Genomic DNA, 18,213 nt, shown 5'->3' with positions numbered 1-18,213 from the left:
ATCCATCGTTTTCCACTCGTCAGTTAGAGAAAGGGGCGCATCCCTGCGCCCGATAATGCTTCCCTGCCAGACATCACGGCGATCAGACCGTGTGGTTCTGGTGCGGCTGTTGCAGTAGCTCCTCCAGTGATACGTTGACCCCTTCCAGCGTGACCAGCTGCGTACTGCTGTAGGCGGTGCCGGTGCCGTCACGATCGATCGACAGAACGGTATTGCCATCTGCGGTATGGTCGACCTTCACGAAGTCGTTGACGTTGCTGGTCGCGTCGTTCCAGCCGACGAGCAGACTACTGATATCGATCTTGTCGCCGTCGGCGACAGAGAAATCGGTCCAGGTGTCGTGCCCGTTGCCGCCGACGGCATCCGCGCTGTTGAGCAGGTGATACACCAGGGTATCGGCGCCCGCTCCGGCAGTCAGGGTGTCGTCATAGGCACTGCTGGTCAGCGCATCCGCGCCTGCGGTTCCGGTGATAAGCGGATGCAGGTCAATGGTGAAGCTGTTGGTGGTCACGGTGCCGTCGGCTGCCGTCAGGCTATAGCTGAACACCTCTTTATGCGCGATATCCTGCGCGTTAACCGCCGAGTTCAGGGCATAGGTGTAGTGACCATCGGCGGTGATGCTCAGGGTGCCGTAGTCGCCCGCCACCAGCGTAATGCCGCTGCTGCTGACGGCGGTGGTCAGCCCCGCCTCGTTGGTGATGCTCAGCGCGCCGGTGTGCGCAGCGGTGCTGTCGCCGTAGATGCTGCCGCTTGCGGTGGTGCCGTCATCGCCGCTCGATTCAACAAACAGGCTGTTTATTGAGAAGAGCGTCGCGGACGGGCCGTTGTGCAGACCTACGGTCAGGGTGGCCGTGGTCACCGTGCCGCTGGCGTCGCGCACCGAATAGCTGAACACGTCGGTGGCTGGCACCGTATCGGCATCCAGGCCCGCTTTCAGCGCATAGGTGTAGTTACCTCTGGCGTCGATGGTCAGGGTGCCGTAGGTGGTGTTGATCACCGTATTGCCGGTCGCTGCGATGGCGCTGCTGCCTACCGTGGTCACCTGCGTGCCTGCTGGGATCGTGCCCGCCACCGAGCTGGTGTCGTTCGCCAGCAGGTTACCCGTTACGGTCGCCGCCACCGTGACGGCCAGCGTCGTGATATCTGACGTCGTGGTAATGGTGGTGGCAGGCAGGACGCTTGCGCCAGTACTGGTGCCCAGCAGCACCGCGTAGTTGCCGGTGCCAAGGTTGCTATAGGTGACGTTGCCGCCCGTCTGCGTCCCTATCGTCAGGAAGGTAGAGATGTAGTTGGCGTTGCTCGATTTCACCACCCAGGTGCCATTCGCCTGCTGCTGATAGAGGTAGAGCGTATAGGTCGAGGTCAGCGCCACGAGGCTGGTGGCCGACGCGTGCAGCGTCACCGTACGGGTATCGCCCGCGCCGACGCTGAACTGATAGGCACCGGCACTCTGCAGCACGCTAAGGGATAGCGTGCTGCCCAGGTTCGTGCTCAGCAACGCCACGCCGCTGGTGCTGGTATTGGCGTTGGTGATGGTGCCGGTCTGGGTGCTGTAATCCACTTCGGTGGTGTCGTTGGCCGCCACCACGCGGATGGCGCCCAGTACCGTCGCGGCAGGCGATACGTTGCCCGCGCGGTCGGCCTGGGTCACCGACAGCGTTGCGCCAGTGGTCTGCGCGGTGGTCAGCGTCAGCGAGAAGCTGCCGTTGGCCGCCACGGTGCCGCTGCCGATGGCGTTGCCGCCCGCGTCGCGTACCGTTACCGTCGCGCCCGCTTCGCCGCTGCCGGTCAGCGTGGTGCCCGCTGAATTGATCGCCAGCCCGCTGACCGCCGTCGGCGCCACGCTATCCACCACCACGCTTGCCGCCGTGGTGCCGCTAACGTTGCCGGCCGTATCCGTGACCGTGACGCTCAGCGCATGGGTACCCTGCGACAGCGTGGCGGTGGTAAAGCTCCAGGCGCCGCTGCTGCCCGCCACTACGCTGCCCAGCAGCGTAGTGCCGTCAAAGATAGTGACGGTTGAGCCCGCTTCCGCCGTGCCGCTCAGGACCGGCGTGGTGTCGCGCGTTGCGCCACCACTCGGCACCGTTACGGCTGGCGTAACCGAGTCGTTGGTGATCACCAGGGTACTGGCCGCCGGCGCGGTGGTATCGATGGTCAGGGTGGTGTTGACCCCCGGACTCACGTTGCCCGCCGCATCGGTCGCGGTGACGGTCAGGGTGTGCGCGCCGCCGCTCAGCGTCGGGCTAATCAGACTCCACTGGCCGTTGCTGCCTACCGTCGTGGTGCCCAACAGCGTGGTGCCCTCATAGACGCTGATGCGCGCGCCGACTTCACCGCTGCCGCTCAGCAGCGGGGTGTTGTCGTTGGTGACGCCGCCGTTAGGAATCGTCACCGGCGTGCTGCCGTTGTTGTTGCTTACCGTCAGAGCGGTTACCGCCGCGGGTGCCGTGGTATCGACAATGACCGTAGACGCGGTAGCGCTGCTGACGTTGCCTGCCAGGTCGGTGACCGTCACGCTCAGCGGATGCGAGCCCTGCGCCAGCGCGCTGGTGGTAAAGCTCCACGCGCCGCTGCTGCCTGCCGTGACCGTGCCCAGCAGCGTGCCGCCATCAAAGATGCTGATGCGGCTGCCCGCTTCCGCCGTGCCGTTCAGGGTCGGCGTGCTGTCGCTGGTCGATGCGCCGTTCGCTACCACCGTGCCGGTAACGTCGTTAACGATCTGCAGCGTCGAGGCAGACGGCGCCACCGTATCCACGTTAATGGAGACCGTGGCCGAGGCGGCACTGGTGTTGCCCAGCGCGTCGCGCACCGTCACGCTTAGCGGATGCACACCGTTGCTCAGCGCGCCGGTGGTGAAGCTCCACGCGCCGTTGGCGCCTGCGGTGGTAGAACCGAGCGCCGTGGTGCCGTCAAAGATCACCACGATAGCGCCCGCTTCCGCCGTGCCGCTCAGGGTCGGCGTGTTGTCGTCAGTGACGGAGCCGTTTGCCAGGCTGCCCTGAATCGTCCCGACGTTGTCGCTTACCGTCAGATTGGTGACCGCCGCTGGGGCCGTGGTATCGACGGTCAGCGTCAGGGTGGTCGGCGAACTGGTATTGCCGACCGCATCGGTGGCGGTCACGCTCAGGGTATGAGCGCCATCCGCCAGCGTCGGCGTGACAAAGCTCCACTGGCCGTTGCTGCCCGCCGTCACTGTGCCCAGCACCGTGGTGCCGTCAGTGATGGTGATGCGGCTGCCCGCCTCGGCGCTGCCGGTCAGCGCCGGCGTGCTGTCGTTGGTGCTGCCGTTGTTGGCGATCGGCACCGGCGTGGTGCCGTTATTGTTGCTGGCCGCCAGGGTCACGGCCGCAGGCGGCGTGGTATCCACCACAATGCTGGCCGTGGTGGCGCCGCTGACGTTGCCTGCCGGATCGGTCACCGTCACGCGCAGCGCGTGCGCACCTTCAGCGAGGGTACCCGGAGCAAAGCTCCAGGCGCCGCCCGTGCCGACGATGGCGGTGCCCAGCGTCGTCGCGCCGTCATATAGCGTGACCACGCTGCCCGCTTCCGCTGTACCGCTCAGTACCGGCGTATTGTCGTTGGTGGTTCCGCCATTCGGCACCGTCACGTTGGCGGCGTCGTTGGTGACCACCAGCGTCGATGCGGCTGGCGCGACGGTATCCACCGTCAGGTTAAACGATGTCGCGGCGCTGGTGTTGCCCGCTGCGTTGGTCACCGTCACGTTCAGGGTGTGTCCGCCGTTGCTCAGCGCGCCGGTGGTGAAGCTCCATGCGCCGTTCGCCCCCGCCGTTACCGTGCCAAGCAGCGTCGTGCCGTCGTAGACGGCTACGATGTTGCCTGCGCCAGTGGTGCCGTTAAGGGTTGGCGTGTTGTCATCAGTCACCGCGCCGTTTGCCAGGCTGCCCTGCGTCGCCCCAACGTTATCGCTAACCGTCAGGTCGGCGACCGGCGCTGGCGCGGCGGTCGCAACCGTAAAGGTCAGCAGCGCGGCTTCGCTGACATTGCCCGCCGCATCGGTGGCGGTCACGCTCAGGGTATGCGGGCCGTCGGCCAGCGTCGGCGTGGTGAAGCTCCACTGACCGTTGCTGCCCGCCGTTACGCTGCCCAGCAGGGTGTCGCCGTCAGAGATAAGGATGCGGCTGCCCGCCTCCGCCGTCCCTGTCAGCACCGGCGTGCTGTCGTTGGTGGTGCCGTTACTGGCGATCGGCGTCGCTGTGGTGCCGTTGTTATTGCTGGCGGTCAGCGTCGTAACAGGCGCTGGCGCCAGGGTATCGACCACCACCGTCGCGGTGCCGGACGATACGCTGACGTTGCCCGCCGCGTCGGTGACGCGTGCGCTCAGCGTATGCGTGCCCTGCCCCAGCGCGCTGGAGACGAAGCGCCAGCTGCCGCCGCCGTCCGCCGTAACGGAGCCAAGCGCCGTGGTGCCATCATAGATGGTGACCAGGCTGCCCGCCTCGGCGGTGCCGCTGACCACTGGCGTGTCGTCATTGGTGAAGCCGCCGTTCGGCACCGTGGTATTGGTGGCGTCGTTGGTGATGGTCAGGTTGGTGGCCGTCGCAGGCGCAATGGTATCTACGGTAAAGTCGATGGCGGCAGAGCGGTCGCTCAGGTTGCCCGCCACATCCGTTACCGTCACGCTCAGCGCGTGCGGCCCGTTGGTCAGCAGCGGCGAGACGAAGCTCCATGCGCCGTCCGCTCCCGCCGTGGTGGAGCCGATAACGGTGTCGCCGTCATAGACGGTGACCAGCGCACCCGCTTCGGTGGTGCCGCTCAACTGCGGCGTGTTGTCGTTGGTGGCGCTGCCGCTGGCGATCTCCGTCGGCGTGGCGCCGTTGTTGTTGCTCAGCAGCAGACCGCTGGCGGTGGTCGGCACCGTGGTATCAACGGTAATGGCGATGGGGCCAGCCGACGCGCCGGGGTTGCCGGTCGCATCTACCGTGGTGATGTTAATGCTGTGCGCCCCTTCCGCCAGCACCGCTGGCGTAAAGCTCCACACGCCGCCCGAACCGACGGTGACGCTGCCCAGCGTGGTGGTGCCATCAAGGATGGTCACTACGGTGCCAGCGCTTGCCGTGCCGCTCACCACCGGCGTGGTATCGCGGGTGGAATCGCCGCTGGAGAGACTGACCAGCGTGCTGCCGCTGTCGTCGGTAAGCTGCAGCGTACTGGTGGTCGGCGGCAGGCCATTCTCAATGGTAATAGTGAATGGCGCGCTTGCCGTGCCGACGTTACCCGCCACATCGGTCTGCGTCACGGTAAAGCTGTGCGGCCCGTTGCTCAGTGCGCCGGTAGTAAAGCTCCAGGCACCGCCGCCATCCGCCGTCACCGAGCCCAGCAGCGTATCACCATCATAAAGGGTAACGAGGCTGCCAGCCTCCGCCGTGCCGCTCAGCGTCGGGGTGTTGTCGTCGGTGACTGCACCGTTGGCCAGCGGGCCGGTGGTGGCGCCCGCGTCGTCGCTCACCGCCAAATCGGTGATGGCCGCTGGCGGCGTGAGATCGACGTTAATGGTGTAAGGCAGCGCCTCGGCGCTGGTGTTGCCCGCCGCGTCGGTGACCGAGACGGTATAGCTGTACTGCCCCTCGGTCAGCGTGCCGGTCTCGAAGCGCCAGACGCCGCTGGCGTTCACCGTGGCGGTGCCGATCAGAGCGCTACCCTCATAGATATTGACCGTCGCGCCCGCCTCGGCGGTGCCGCGCAGCACCGGCGTGTCGTCGTTGGTGGTACCGTCATTGCCGATCAATACCGGCGTCGCGCCGTTGTTATCGTAGATATCAAAGGTCGCAACCGGCTGCGGCGGCGTGGTGTCCACGGTCAGCGTAACGGAAGAGGTGGCGCTGACGTTGCCTGCCCCATCGGTCACGGTGACGTTCAGCGTATGCGCGGCGTCGGAGAGCGCGGCCGCTGGCGTCAGGCTCCAGATGCCGTCGCCGCCCGCCACCACCGAGCCAATCGCGGTCGTGCCGTCATAAACGGTAACGAGACTGCCCGCCTCTGCCGTGCCGCTGATGGCTGGCGTGCCGTCGTTGGTGATGCCGCCGTCGGCAATAGTAGTGCCGGCGTCGTTACGCAGCGTCAGTGCGCCAGCCGGTTCCGGCGGCGTGACGTCAACCACAAAGGTAAAGGCGTCAGAACGCGCGCTGACGTTGCCGATCTCGTCAGTGACCGTGGTGCTCAGGGCATGGCTGCCGTCCGCCAGCGGCGGCGTGGTCAGGTTCCAGTTGCCCTGGCCGTCTGCCGTCGTCGATCCAATCGCCACGTCGCCGTCATAGATGGTGACCAGGCTGTTGGCCTCCGCCGTGCCCGCCAGCAGCAGCGTATTGTCGCTGGTGGCGGCGTTCGGCGTCAGCACCACCGTTTCCGGGCCGTTGTCGCTGCTGACCGTTAGCGTTGAGAGATCCGGCGCCAGGGTGTCGACGGTAAAATCGATCGCCGCTGAAGCCGGACTGGTGTTGCCTGCCGCATCGGTGAGAGTCACCGTCAGGCTATGCGTGGCGTCGCTCAGCGCCGGCACCGTGAAGCTCCACAGGCCGTTCGCGCCGACCGTGGTGGTGCCGAGGGCGCTGCTGCCGTCATAGACGGTAACGATGCTGCCCGCCTCGCCGCTGCCGCTCAGCTGTGGCGTGCTGTCGCTGGTTGTGTCGCCGTCAGCGATTGCCACCGCCGTCGCGCCGTTATCGCTGTTGAGGACGATATCCGCCGCCGTTTCGGGCGCGGTGGCGTCGATAACCACGCTAATGGCGGCGGACGCGCCAGCGTTGCCTGCCGCGTCGACAGGCGTGACGGTGAAGGTATAGGTGCCGTCGTCAAGTGCAGTCGGGGTATAGCTCCAGCTGCCGTCGGCGTTGACCGCGGCGCTGCCGAGCAGCGTCGTGCCGTCGTAGACGTTAACCGTGCCGCCCGCCTCGGAGAGACCGCTCAGCACCGGCGTATTGTCCTGGGTCAGGCCACCGTCCGGGATAGCCGTCGGCGTCGCGCCGCTGTCGTTGCTCAGCGCCAGAGCGGTTACGGCCGCAGGCGGTTGAGTATCCACGTTCAGCGCGACGGCGGCGCTGGCCGGACTGGCGTTACCCGCCGCGTCCGTGACCACTGCGCTCAGGCTATGGGCGCCGTCGTTAAGCGTCGGCGCGGTGAAGCTCCAGTTGCCGTTGCCGTCTACGGTGGTGCTGCCGAGCACCGCCGTTCCGTCGAAAACGGTAACCAGCGTGCCCGCTTCAGCCGTGCCGCTCAGTACCGGCGTGTTGTCGTTGCTCAGGCCGCCGGGAGGGATTGTCGCCCCGGTGGCGTCGTTAGTGAGCGTCAGCCCGGTCGCCGCTTCAGGCGCGGCGGTATCGACGGTAAAGTCGATCGGTGCGGTGTTGCCGCTGCTGTTGCCCGCCGCATCCGTTACGCTCACGCTCAGGCTGTGCGCCCCGCTCGCCAGCGTCGGCGTAGTAAAGCTCCAGTTGCCCTCTGCCCCAACCGAGACGGAGCCAAGCAGCGTATCGTTGTCATAAACGGTGACAATGCTGCCCGCCTCAGCGGTGCCGGTCAGCACCGGCGTGGCGTCATTGGTCACGCTGCCGTCGGCGATCGGCGTCAGCGTCTGGCCGCTGTCGTTGTTGACCAGCACGTTAGCCGCCAGCGCAGGCGGAGTGGTATCCACGCTGAAGCCCAGGGCTTCTGAGGCTGGCCCGACGTTGCCCGCCGCATCGGTGACAACGGTGGTGAAGCTGTGCGCGCCTTCGGCCAGTGCGGGTGAGGTAAAGCTCCAGCTGCCGTCAGCGTTGACGGTCGCCGTGCCCAGCACAACCGCACCATCAGAGACAGTGACCGTGCCGCCCGGCTCCGCCGTGCCACTCAGTACCGGGGTGTCATCGCTGGTCGCGCCGCCTGCCGCTACGGCGACGCCGCTCTCATCGTTGGTCAGCACCAGTCCGGTCGCCGCCGCAGGCGCGGCGGTGTCGACCGTAAAGCCGATCGACGCAGACGGCGCACTGCTGTTGCCGGCGGCGTTGGTTACCACCGCGCTCAGGCTGTGCGCGCCTTCGCTCAGCGCTGGCGAGGTGAAGCTCCAGCTGCCGTCGCCGCCGACCGTGGCCGTTCCCAGCACCGTCGTGCCGTCGGAGACGGTAACGGTGCTGCCCGCCTCAGCGGTGCCGCTCAGCACCGGCGTGGTGTCGTTGGTCAGGCCGCCCGCCGCGATCGCCGTGCCGCTGGCGTCATTGGTGAGCACCAGATCCTGCGCCGCCGCTGGCGGAGTTAAATCGACGCTGAAGGGATAGGCCGCCGACGCCGGGCCAGCGTTGCCCGCGGCATCGGTGACCACGGCGGTCAGGCTGTGTTCACCCGCCGCCAGCGCGGGCAGCGTAAAGCTCCAGCTGCCGTCTGCGCCTGCCGCAACAGAGCCAAGTTCAGTATCGCCGTCGTAAAGGGTGACTACGCCGCCCGGCTCCGCGGTGCCGCTCAGCACCGGCGTAGCGTCACTGGTGGTGCCGTTTGCCGGGATGGTGGTGCCGCTCTGATCGTTGGTCAGCGACAGGCCCAGCGCCGCATCCGGCGGCAGGGTATCTACCGTAAAGCTCAGCGCATCGGTCGGCGCGCTGACGTTGCCCGCGCTATCGGTCACGGTCGCCGTCAGGCTGTGCGAGCCGTCATTCAGTACAGGCGAGGTAAAGCTCCAGCTGCCGTCGGCATCGGCGGTAACCGATCCCAGCACGGTGTCGCCGTCAGAAACGGTAACCAGGCTGCCCGCAGCGGCGCTGCCGCTCAGCACCGGCGTGTCGCTGTTGGTGAGTCCGCCCGCAGGAATAGCCGCGCCGCTCTCGCTGCTGAGCAGCAGATCGGTCGCCGCAACCGGCGGCGTGGTATCGATGGTGATGGTCAGCGGGTCGGAAGCTGGCCCGACGTTGCCCGCCGCATCGGTGACGGTCGCGGTCAGGCTGTGGTCGCCTTCGCTCAGCGCCGGCGACGTAAAGCTCCAGCTGCCGTCGCTGTTCACCGCCGCAGAGCCGAGCACGGTTGCGCCGTCATAAAGGGTAACGATGCCGCCTGCCTCAGCGGTGCCGCTCAGCACCGGCGTTGGATCGCTGGTTACGCTGCCGGAGACCGGCACAGGCGTGCCGCTCTGGTCGTCGCTGATCTGCAGGTTGGTCGCCGCCGCCGGCGGCGCGGTGTCTACCGTGACCAGAATCGGCGTCGTGCTGGCGCTGCTGTTGCCCGCCGCATCGGTGACCACGGCGCTCAGGCTGTGATCGCCGTCGGCCAGCGTCGGCGTGGTATAGCTCCAGTTGCCGTCGTCGCCCACCGTGACGCTGCCGAGCACGGTGTCGCCGTCAGACACCACAACAGTGCTGCCCGGCTCAGCGATACCGCTCATCTGCGGCGTCGCATTGTTGGTGGCGTCGCCCGAAACCAGCGGTGCGCCATTGTCGCTCAACACCACGTCCGCAGGCAGAGACGGCGGCTGAGTGTCAACGGTGATGGCCACAGGCGCGGAGGCGGGGCCGGCGTTACCGGCCGCGTCGGTGACCACGGCGGTCAGGCTGTGGCTGCCGTCAGCGAGCGTCGGGGTAGTGAAACTCCAGCTGCCGTCGGTGCCTGCCGTAGTGGTGCCCAGCACGGTAGTGCCGTCAGAGACGGTTACCGTGCTGCCCGGCTCGGCGCTGCCGCTCAGTACAGGCGCGCTGTTGCTGGTCGGCGTATCGGTGGCGATCGGATCGCCGTTGGCGTCCGTCAGCGTCACGCCGGTCGCGGCAGCGGGTGCGGTGGTATCGATGGTCAGGGTCAGCGGCGCGGACTCAACCAGGTTGCCGGTGGCATCGGTGTAGCTGGCGAGGAAGGTATAGGTGCCGTCCGCCTGCGCCGCAGGCGTAAAGCTCCACTGCCCCGCGGCGTCGGCCGTCACGCTGCCCAGTACGGCATCACCGCTAAAGAGCGTGACCAGCGCGCCCGCCGTCGCAAGCCCGCTCAGGACCGGCGTCGCATCGGAGGTGACGGCACCGTCGGCCAGCGGGACCAGCTGGCTGCCGCTGTCGTCGGTCGCCTGCAGAGAAACGGTGGCCGGCGGCAGATCCGCCTGAACATTCAGGTTAAAGGCGGGCGTCGGCAGGCTAACGTTGCCCGCCGCGTCGGTCACGGTCACGGTCATGCTGTGGTTGCCGTTGCTCAGCGCGGCGGTGGTCAGGCTCCAGTTGCCCGCGCCATCCGCCGTAACGGTGCCGATCAGTACGTCGCCGTCATAGACGCTGACGAGCGCGCCCGCCTCCGCCTGGCCGCTGAGGGTCGGCGTGTTGTCGTCGGTGGTGTCGCCAGAGGTCAGTGGCCCCTGGCTGCCGCCGACGTCATCACTTACCACCAGGCCGCTGGCGGCGGCTGGCGGCGTGGTATCGACGGTAAAGGTCAGCGGCGCGGAGGCCGGGCCGACGTTACCGGCCAGGTCGGTCTGGGTGGTGGTGAGGCTGTGCGGCCCCTCCGCCAGCACCGGCGAGGTAAAGCGCCAGTTGCCGTTAGCGTCCACGGTCGCGGTGCCCAGCAGGCTGCCGTTGTCGGAAACAGCAACGGTGCTGCCCGGCTCGCCGGTGCCGCTCAGTACCGGGGAGTCGTCGCGGGTAACGCTGCCGTCGCCAAGCGGCGCGCTGGTGCTGCCGTTGTCGCCGGTGAGCTGCAGGTTATCGGCCGCGTCCGGCGCAACGGTATCGACGGTGATGTTCAGCGGACCGGCGTTGCTGGTGGTGCCGTCCGGCCGGACGATGGTGGCATAGAAGGCGTGCGGGCCGTTCGCCAGCGAGAAGAGCCGGAAAGACCACTGGCCGCTGCCGTCTGCCGTGGTGCTGCCCAGCAGCGTATCGCCGTCATAGAGCGTGACCACGCTGTCTGGAGCGGCGAGGCCGTTCAGCACCGGACTGTCGTTATTGGTGACGGCCCCGTCGTTCAGCGGCGCGGCGGTAGTACCGCTTTCATTGACCGCCTCCAGCGGCGTGGTCGCCGGCGGCAGATCGCCGTCAACGGTCAGCGCGAAGGCGTCAGACGCCGGGCTGACGTTGCCTGCCGCGTCGGTGAGGGTGGTCGTCAGGCTGTGCGCGCCGCTGCTCAGCGTCGGCGTGGTGAAGTTCCAGCTGCCGTCAGTGTCGACGGTGGTATAACCCAGCACGGTCTGGCCGTCATAAATGGTTACCAGCGCGCCTGGCTCGCCCTGACCGGTCAGGGTCGGGGTGCGATCGTCGGTGGTGTCGCCTGAGGCGAGCTGGCCTGTGGCCTCGCCGTAGTTGTCAGTGACCACCAGACTGCTCACCGCCGCAGGCGCGGTGGTGTCAACGTTAAAGGCCAGCGGTTCGGAAGCCGGGCCGCTGTTGCCCGCCAGATCGGTCACCGTGGCGGTCAGGCTGTGGCCGCCCTCGCTCAGCGCTGGGGTAATAAAGCTCCAGCTGCCGTCGGCGTTAACCGTGGCGGTGCCGAGCACCTGGTCACCGTCGGAGACAGTGACGGTGCTGCCCGGCTCGGCGCTGCCGCTCAGGGTTGGGGTGGTGCTGCTGGTCGATCCCCCTGCCCCTACCGGCTGTAGCGTGCCGCTGCGGCTGTCGCTCAGCACCAGATCGCCCGCGGCCGCTGGCGGCGTGCTGTCGACGTTAAAGACAACCGGCGCAGAGGCGCTGCTGACGTTGCCCGCCGCATCGGTCACGGTGGCGCTCAGGCTGTGACCGCCTTCGGCCAGGGTCGGGGTGGTAAAGCTCCAGCTGCCGTCCGGGCCAGCGGCGACGCTGCCCAGTACATTGTCGCCGTCGGAAACGGTAACGATGCTGCCCGGCTCTGCCGTGCCGCTCAGCACAGGCGTTGTATCACTGGTAGCGCCCGTGGTAACCGGCACCAGCGCGCCGCTGGCGTCGCTGCTTAGCTGCAGGCCGCTGACCGCATCCGGCGCGACGCTGTCGATAGTGATATTCAGCACCGGCGATGGCGTCACGCTGCCGTCCGCGTTGGCGGTGTCGGCGCGGAAGGCGTAGACCCCCTCATCCAGCGCGGCGGGCGTAAAGCTCCACTGGCCTGCCGCATCGGCGGTAACGCTGCCGATCGCCACGTCGCCGTTATAGAGGGTGACCAGCGCCCCGGCGGTGGTCAGGCCGCTCAGCACCGGCGTGGTATCGCGCGTTGTGGCACCGTCGGTCAAATTCACAAGGGTGCCGCCGCTGTCGTCGGTGACCACCAGCGAGGCGGTGGCAGGCGGCAGACCGGCGTCAACGGTAAGATCGAACGCCGCGGTCGGCGCGCTGACGTTGCCTGCGGCGTCGGTAACGGTGACGGTCAGGCTGTGCGCGCCATCGCTCAGGGTCGGCGTGGTGAAACTCCAGCTGCCGTCAGTACCTGCCGTCACGCTGCCGAGCAGCGTGTCGCCGTCGTAGACGCTGACAATGCCGCTGGCCTCCGCCGTGCCGCTCAGGGTCGGCGTGCTGTCGTCGGTGGTGTCGCCTGAGGCGAGTTCGCCCTGCGCGTCGCCCACGTCATCGGTGACAACCACGCCTGTGGCGGCCTCCGGCGCGGTGGCATCAACGTTGAACAGCAGCGGTGCAGAAGCCGGCCCGGTGTTACCCGCCGCGTCCGTCACCGTCGCGGTGAGGCTGTGGCTGCCGTCGGCCAGGGCTGGCGAAGTAAAGCTCCAGAGGCCATCCTGCCCGACCGTGGCGCTGCCCAGCACGGCGTCGCCGTCAGAAACAGTAACAATGCTGCCCGGCTCGGCGCTGCCGCTCAGCACCGGCGAGGCGTCGCCCGTGGTGGCGCCTGCGGCGATCGGCGTGGAGACGCCGTTGCTGTCGCTGCTGAGCGCCAGATCGGCGGCGGCGGCTGGTGCCTGCGTATCCAGGGTAAAGGTGACCGGCGCGGTTGGCGCGCTGGCGTTGCCGGCCGCGTCGGTTACCACCGCCGTCAGGCTGTGGCTGCCGTCGGCCAGCACCGGCGAGGTAAAGCTCCAGCTGCCGTCCGGGCCAGCGGTGGCGCTGCCCAGCACCGTATCGCCGTCAGAGACGGTAACGACGCTGCCCGGCTCCGCCGTGCCGCTCAGCACCGGCGCGCTGTTGTTAGTAAGGCCGCCGATCGGATCGCCGTTCTCATCTACCAGCGCAACCCCGGTGGCGGTTGCCGGCGCGGCGGTGTCGATGGTGATGGTCAGAGGAGCGGAATCGGTGATATTGCCCGCGGCGTCGGTGACGCTGGCGCGGAAATCATAGGTGCCGTCTGCCAGCGCAGCGGGGGTAAAGCTCCACTGGCCGTTAGCGTCGGCGATGACGCTGCCGATTGCCGCGTCGCCGTTATAGATCGTCACCAGCAGTCCGGCGCTGGTTGCGCCGCTCAGCACCGGCGTCGCGTCGCGGGTGCTGGCGCCGTCGGCGAGATCCACTGGCGCCCCGCTGCTGTCGTCAGCGACGGCCAGCGTCAGGGAGACAGGCGGCTGGCTGGCCGCCACGGTCAGGTCGAAAGGCGCAGTCGGCGCGCTGACGTTGCCTGCCGTATCGGTAACGGTGGTAGTCAGGCTGTGTGGGCCGTCGGCAAGCACCGGCGAGGTAAAGCTCCAGCTGCCGCTGCCGTCAGCGGTCGCCGTGCCCAGCAGGGTGTCGCCATCGTAGACGCTGACGATGCTGTTCGCCTCCGCCGTGCCGCTCAGGGTTGGCGTGCTGTCGTCGGTGGTGTCGCCGAACGTCAGTGTCCCCTGGCGATCGCCAGCGTTATCCGTCACGGTGACGCCAGAGGCCGCCTGCGGCGCGGTGGTATCCAGAGTAAAGACCAGCGGTGCGGAGGATGCGCTGACGTTGCCCGCCGCATCGGTCACGGTAGTCGTCAGGCTGTGGCCGCCTTCGGCCAGAGTCGGGGTGGTAAAGCTCCAGCTGCCGTCCGGGCCAGCGGCGACGCTGCCCAGCACAGTGTCGCCGTCAGACACGGTAACGATGCTGCCCGGCTCCGCCGTACCGCTCAGCACCGGCGCAGGGCTGTTGATAGCGGCGTCGTCCGCTACCGGCGCGCCGCTGGCGTCGGTCAGGGTGGCGTCAGTCACCGCCGCGGGGGCGACGGTATCGATGGTGACGTTCAGCACCGGCGATGGCGTCACGCTGCCGTCCGCGTTGGCGGTGTCGGCGCGGAAGGCGTAGGGGCCGTCCGCCAGCGCCGCTGGCGTAAAGCTCCACTGGCCCGCCGCATCGGCGGTAACGCTGCCGATCGCCACGTCGCCGTTATAGAGGGTCACCAGCGCCCCGGCGGTGGTCAGGCCGCTCAGCACCGGCGTGGTATCGCGGGTGCTGTCGCCGTCAGCCAGGGTGACAAGGGTGCTGCCGCTGTCGTCGGTCACCTCCAGAGAGCTGGTGGCGGGCGGTACGCTGGCGTCAACGGTGAGGTCGAATGCCGCGGTCGGCGCGCTGACGTTGCCTGCGGCGTCGGTAACGGTGACGGTCAGGCTGTGCGCGCCGTTGCTCAGCGCCGGCGTGGTGAAGCTCCAGCTGCCATCAGCGCCCGCGGTCACGCTGCCGAGCAGCGTGTCGCCGTCATAGACGCTGACGATGGTGCTGGCCTCCGCCGTGCCGCTCAGGGTCGGAGTGCTGTCGTCGGTGGTGTCGCCTGAGGCGAGTTCGCCCTGCGCGTCGCCCACGTCGTCGGTGACGACCAGCGCGGTGGCCGCATCCGGCGCGGTCACATCAACGGTAAAGGCGATCGGTGCAGAGGCCGGTCCGGTATTGCCCGCCGTATCGGTTACGGTGGTCGTCAGGCTGTGGTCGCCGTCGGCAAGGCCTGCGGCGGTAAAGCTCCAGCGGCCGTCTCCGCCAACGGTCGCGCTGCCGAGCACGGCGTCGCCGTCATAAACCGTGACAATGCTGCCCGGCTCGGCGCTGCCGCTCAGCACCGGCGAGGCGTCGCCGGTGGTGGCACCTGCGCCGACCGGCGTGGAGACGCCGCTGCTGTCGCTGCTGAGCGCCAGATCGGCGGCGGCGGCCGGTGCCTGCGTATCCAGGGTAAAGGCTACCGGCGCGGTTGGCGCGCTGGCATTGCCGGCCGCGTCGGTTACCACCGCCGTCAGGCTGTGGCTGCCGTCGGCCAGCACCGGCGAGGTAAAGCTCCAGCTGCCGTCCGGGCCAGCGGTGGCGCTGCCCAGCACCGTATCACCGTCAGAGACGGTAACGACGCTGCCCGGCTCCGCCGTGCCGCTCAGCACCGGCGCGCTGTTATTGGTCAGGCCGCCGTTGGCAATCGGATCGCCACTGGCGTCGACCAGCGAGACGCCCGCTGCGGCTGTTGGCGCGACGGTGTCGACAGTGACCGACAGGATGGCGGAGTCGGCAATATTGCCTGCGGCGTCGGTGACGCTGGCGCGGAAATCATAGGTGCCGTCTGCCAGCGCGGCGGGGGTAAAGCTCCACTGCCCGTTGATATCGGCGGTGACGCTGCCGATGACGCTGTCGCCGTTATAGAGCGTTACCAGCGCGTTGGCGAAGGTGACGCCGCTGAGTACCGGCGTGGTATCGCGGGTGCTGGCGCCATCGGCCAGATCGACCGGCGCGCTGCCGCTGTCGTCGGTAATAACCAGCGTGCTGGCAGCCGGCGGCTCGCCGGCTGCGACGGTGAAATCGAACGGCGCGGACGGCGCGCTGACGTTGCCTGCCGCATCGGTCTGCGTCAGGGTCAGGCTGTGGGCGCCGTTGCTCAGCGTCGGGGTGGTAAAGCTCCAGTTGCCGTCGGTACCGACCGTGAGGCTGCCGATCGCGATGCCGTTATCGTAAATGGTCAGCAGCGAGTCGGGCTCCGCCTGGCCGCTCAGAACAGGGGTGGCGTCGTCGGTAGTGGCGCCTGACGCCAGCGGGCCGGTGCTGTCGCCGACGTCATCAGTGACCACCAGACCGCTGACCGCCTCCGGCACCTGCGTATCGACGGTAAAGATCAGCGGCGCGGAAGGCGCGCTGACGTTGCCCGCCGCGTCGGTTACGGTGGCGGTCAGGCTGTGGCTGCCGTCAGAGAGCGCACTGGAGGTAAAGCTCCAGCGGCCGTCGCTGCCTGCGGTTGCCGTGCCCAGCAGGGTGTCGCCGTCGCGTACGGTGATGCTGCTGCCCGGCTCAGCGCTTCCGCTCAGGGTCGGGGTATTGTCATTTGTTGCGCCGCCAGCGGCCACCGCTGCACCGTCATCATTAGCCAGCTGCAGATCGGCCGGAGCCGTCGGCGCCAGGGTGTCGATGGTGATAGTCAGCACCGGCGAGGAGGAAATGGTGCCGTCCGCATTGGTGGTATCTGCGCGGAAGGCGTAGCTGCCGTCCGCCAGCGCGGCGGGGGTGAAATTCCACTGGCCTGCCGCATCGGCGGTGACGCTGCCGATCGCCGCGTCGCCGTTATAGAGGGTGACCAGCGCGCCCGCGGTAGTCAGGCCGCTGAGCGTCGGGGTGTTATCCGCCGTGGCTGCGCCATCGGCCAGCGGCACCAGGGTGCTGCCGCTGTCATCGGTGATTTCCAGCGAGCTGGTGGCCGGCGGTAGATCCGCTGCGACGTTGATCTGGATCGCCGCCGTCGGCGCGCTGACGTTGCCCGCCGCATCGGTCACGGTCGCCGTCAGGCTGTGGCTGCCGTTGCTCAGCGCCGGTGTGGTAAAGCTCCAGCTGCCGTCGGCATTGGCCGTAACCGTGCCCAGTAAGTTTGCGCCGTCATAGACGCTAACGACGCTGCCCGCTTCGGCCTGGCCGCTCAGCGTTGGTGTATTGTCGTCGGTGGAGCTGCCGGAAGCGAGCGGCCCCTGGCTGTCGCCGACGTCATCGGTCAGCTGCAGGTTGCTGGCGGCGTCCGGCGCGATAGTATCGACGGTAAAGGTCAGCGTGGTTGCCGGGCTGACGTTGCCTGCGGCGTCGGCAGCGGTAATGCTCAGCGTATGGCTGCCTTCGCTCAGCGCGGCGGGGGTGAAAGACCAGCGGCCATCGCTGCCTGCGATAACCGTGCCCAACACGGTGCCGTTATCGGAAATCGTAATGGTACTGCCCGCTTCGGCCGTGCCCTGCAGCGTCGGCGTTGCGTCGGCTGTTGCGCCGTTTGCGGCGATGGGCGTCAGGACCGCGCCGTTGTCGCTGGTCGCGCTCACGTCGGTTAGCGTCGGCGCCAGGGTATCAACGGTAAAGTTTAGCGGGTCGGTGGGGCTGCTAATATTACCTGCAGCGTCAGTGACCGTTACCGTCAGGCTGTGCTGGCCATCCGCCAGCGTCGGGGAGGTAAAACTCCAGCTGCCGTCGGCATTGACGATTGCCGTTCCCAGCAGCGTGCCGTTGTCATATACGCTGATGGTGGCGCCCGCTTCCGCGGTTCCGCTTAAGACGGGCGTATTGTCATCGGTGACGCCGCCTGCGGCAATGGCGCCCTGGGTGCTGCCGACGCTGTCGCTAATCACCAGATTCGTAGCCGCGCCGGGCGCGGTGGTATCGCCACCGCCTGTGCCGCCACCATTGTTGCCGCCGCCCGTGCCACCGTCGCCGCCTGTACCGCCGTCGCCGCCTGTGCCGCCGTCGCCGCCTGTGCCGCCGCCATTGTCGCCGCCGCCCGTGCCGCCGCCGGTATTATCGCCGCCGTCGGTACCATCTCCACCGCCACCACCACCGCCGCCGTTAGCGGCGAACAGCGCGCCGATACCGGCCAGCGCCGCACCGCCGATACCAAAGGCGGCAATGGTGTTGTCACTGGTCAGGTTCTCGGCCAGCAGCCCTTCAGTGCTGTCGATAGAGATATACTGGAACCCCTGCTGGCCGGGATCTTCAACCCACCAGAGCGCGCCCTTGTCATCCTGCAGCACCAGGTCGCTTTCACCTGCCGGGCCATAAAAATTATGAATAACAACCTTTTCGCCAGAGTTGGTGGTAACGATAAGATCGTTGCCGTTACGCGTGAAAGATTTGATGTCAGATCGATTGAGGTTGAGTTTAACCACACTTGGAGTGGACAAATTGACGTCGCTGCCACTCAGCTGCGAGGCGATAGTACCGCCTTTAGGCGTTACTGAGATATTATTCATGTTATGTATATCCCATTGAGGTTATTAATATTCATAAAAATGCCCGGCACCCTGAGATCCCGGTTTTCCGTGAATAACGCTGTGTGCTATTCACTCCCCTCTTTGTCGATCCCATCTGTCTGACGAAATCGCACTGAGCCGTGTTGAGTCTTTATCCTGGTGAGGGAATCACTTTTATTTTTCTAATAACCACAAAGGGCTAGCCCGCTTCCGTA

1 protein-coding gene is annotated in these 18,213 nt (G+C 67.4%); it reads right to left on the bottom strand.

The window, feature by feature from the left end; translation table 11 throughout:
• Positions 1-82: 82 nt before the first annotated feature.
• Positions 83-17,998 (bottom strand): Ig-like domain-containing protein, encoded by a 17,916-nt coding sequence (locus LB453_RS05970; RefSeq protein ID WP_103794749.1) that lies wholly within the window; start codon positions 17,996-17,998, stop codon positions 83-85.
• Positions 17,999-18,213: the final 215 nt, after the last annotated feature.

The organism is Pantoea agglomerans (genome assembly GCF_020149765.1).
GTDB classification, from domain to species: Bacteria; Pseudomonadota; Gammaproteobacteria; order Enterobacterales; family Enterobacteriaceae; genus Pantoea; species Pantoea alvi.
This window is presented reverse-complemented; position numbering and strand designations above follow the sequence as displayed.

What these genes read in the sequence shown, in the direction of transcription:
- LB453_RS05970 (WP_103794749.1), bottom strand. Translation starts at nt 17,998, where the DNA reads ATGAATAATATCTCAGTAACGCCTAAAGGCGGTACTATCGCCTCGCAG.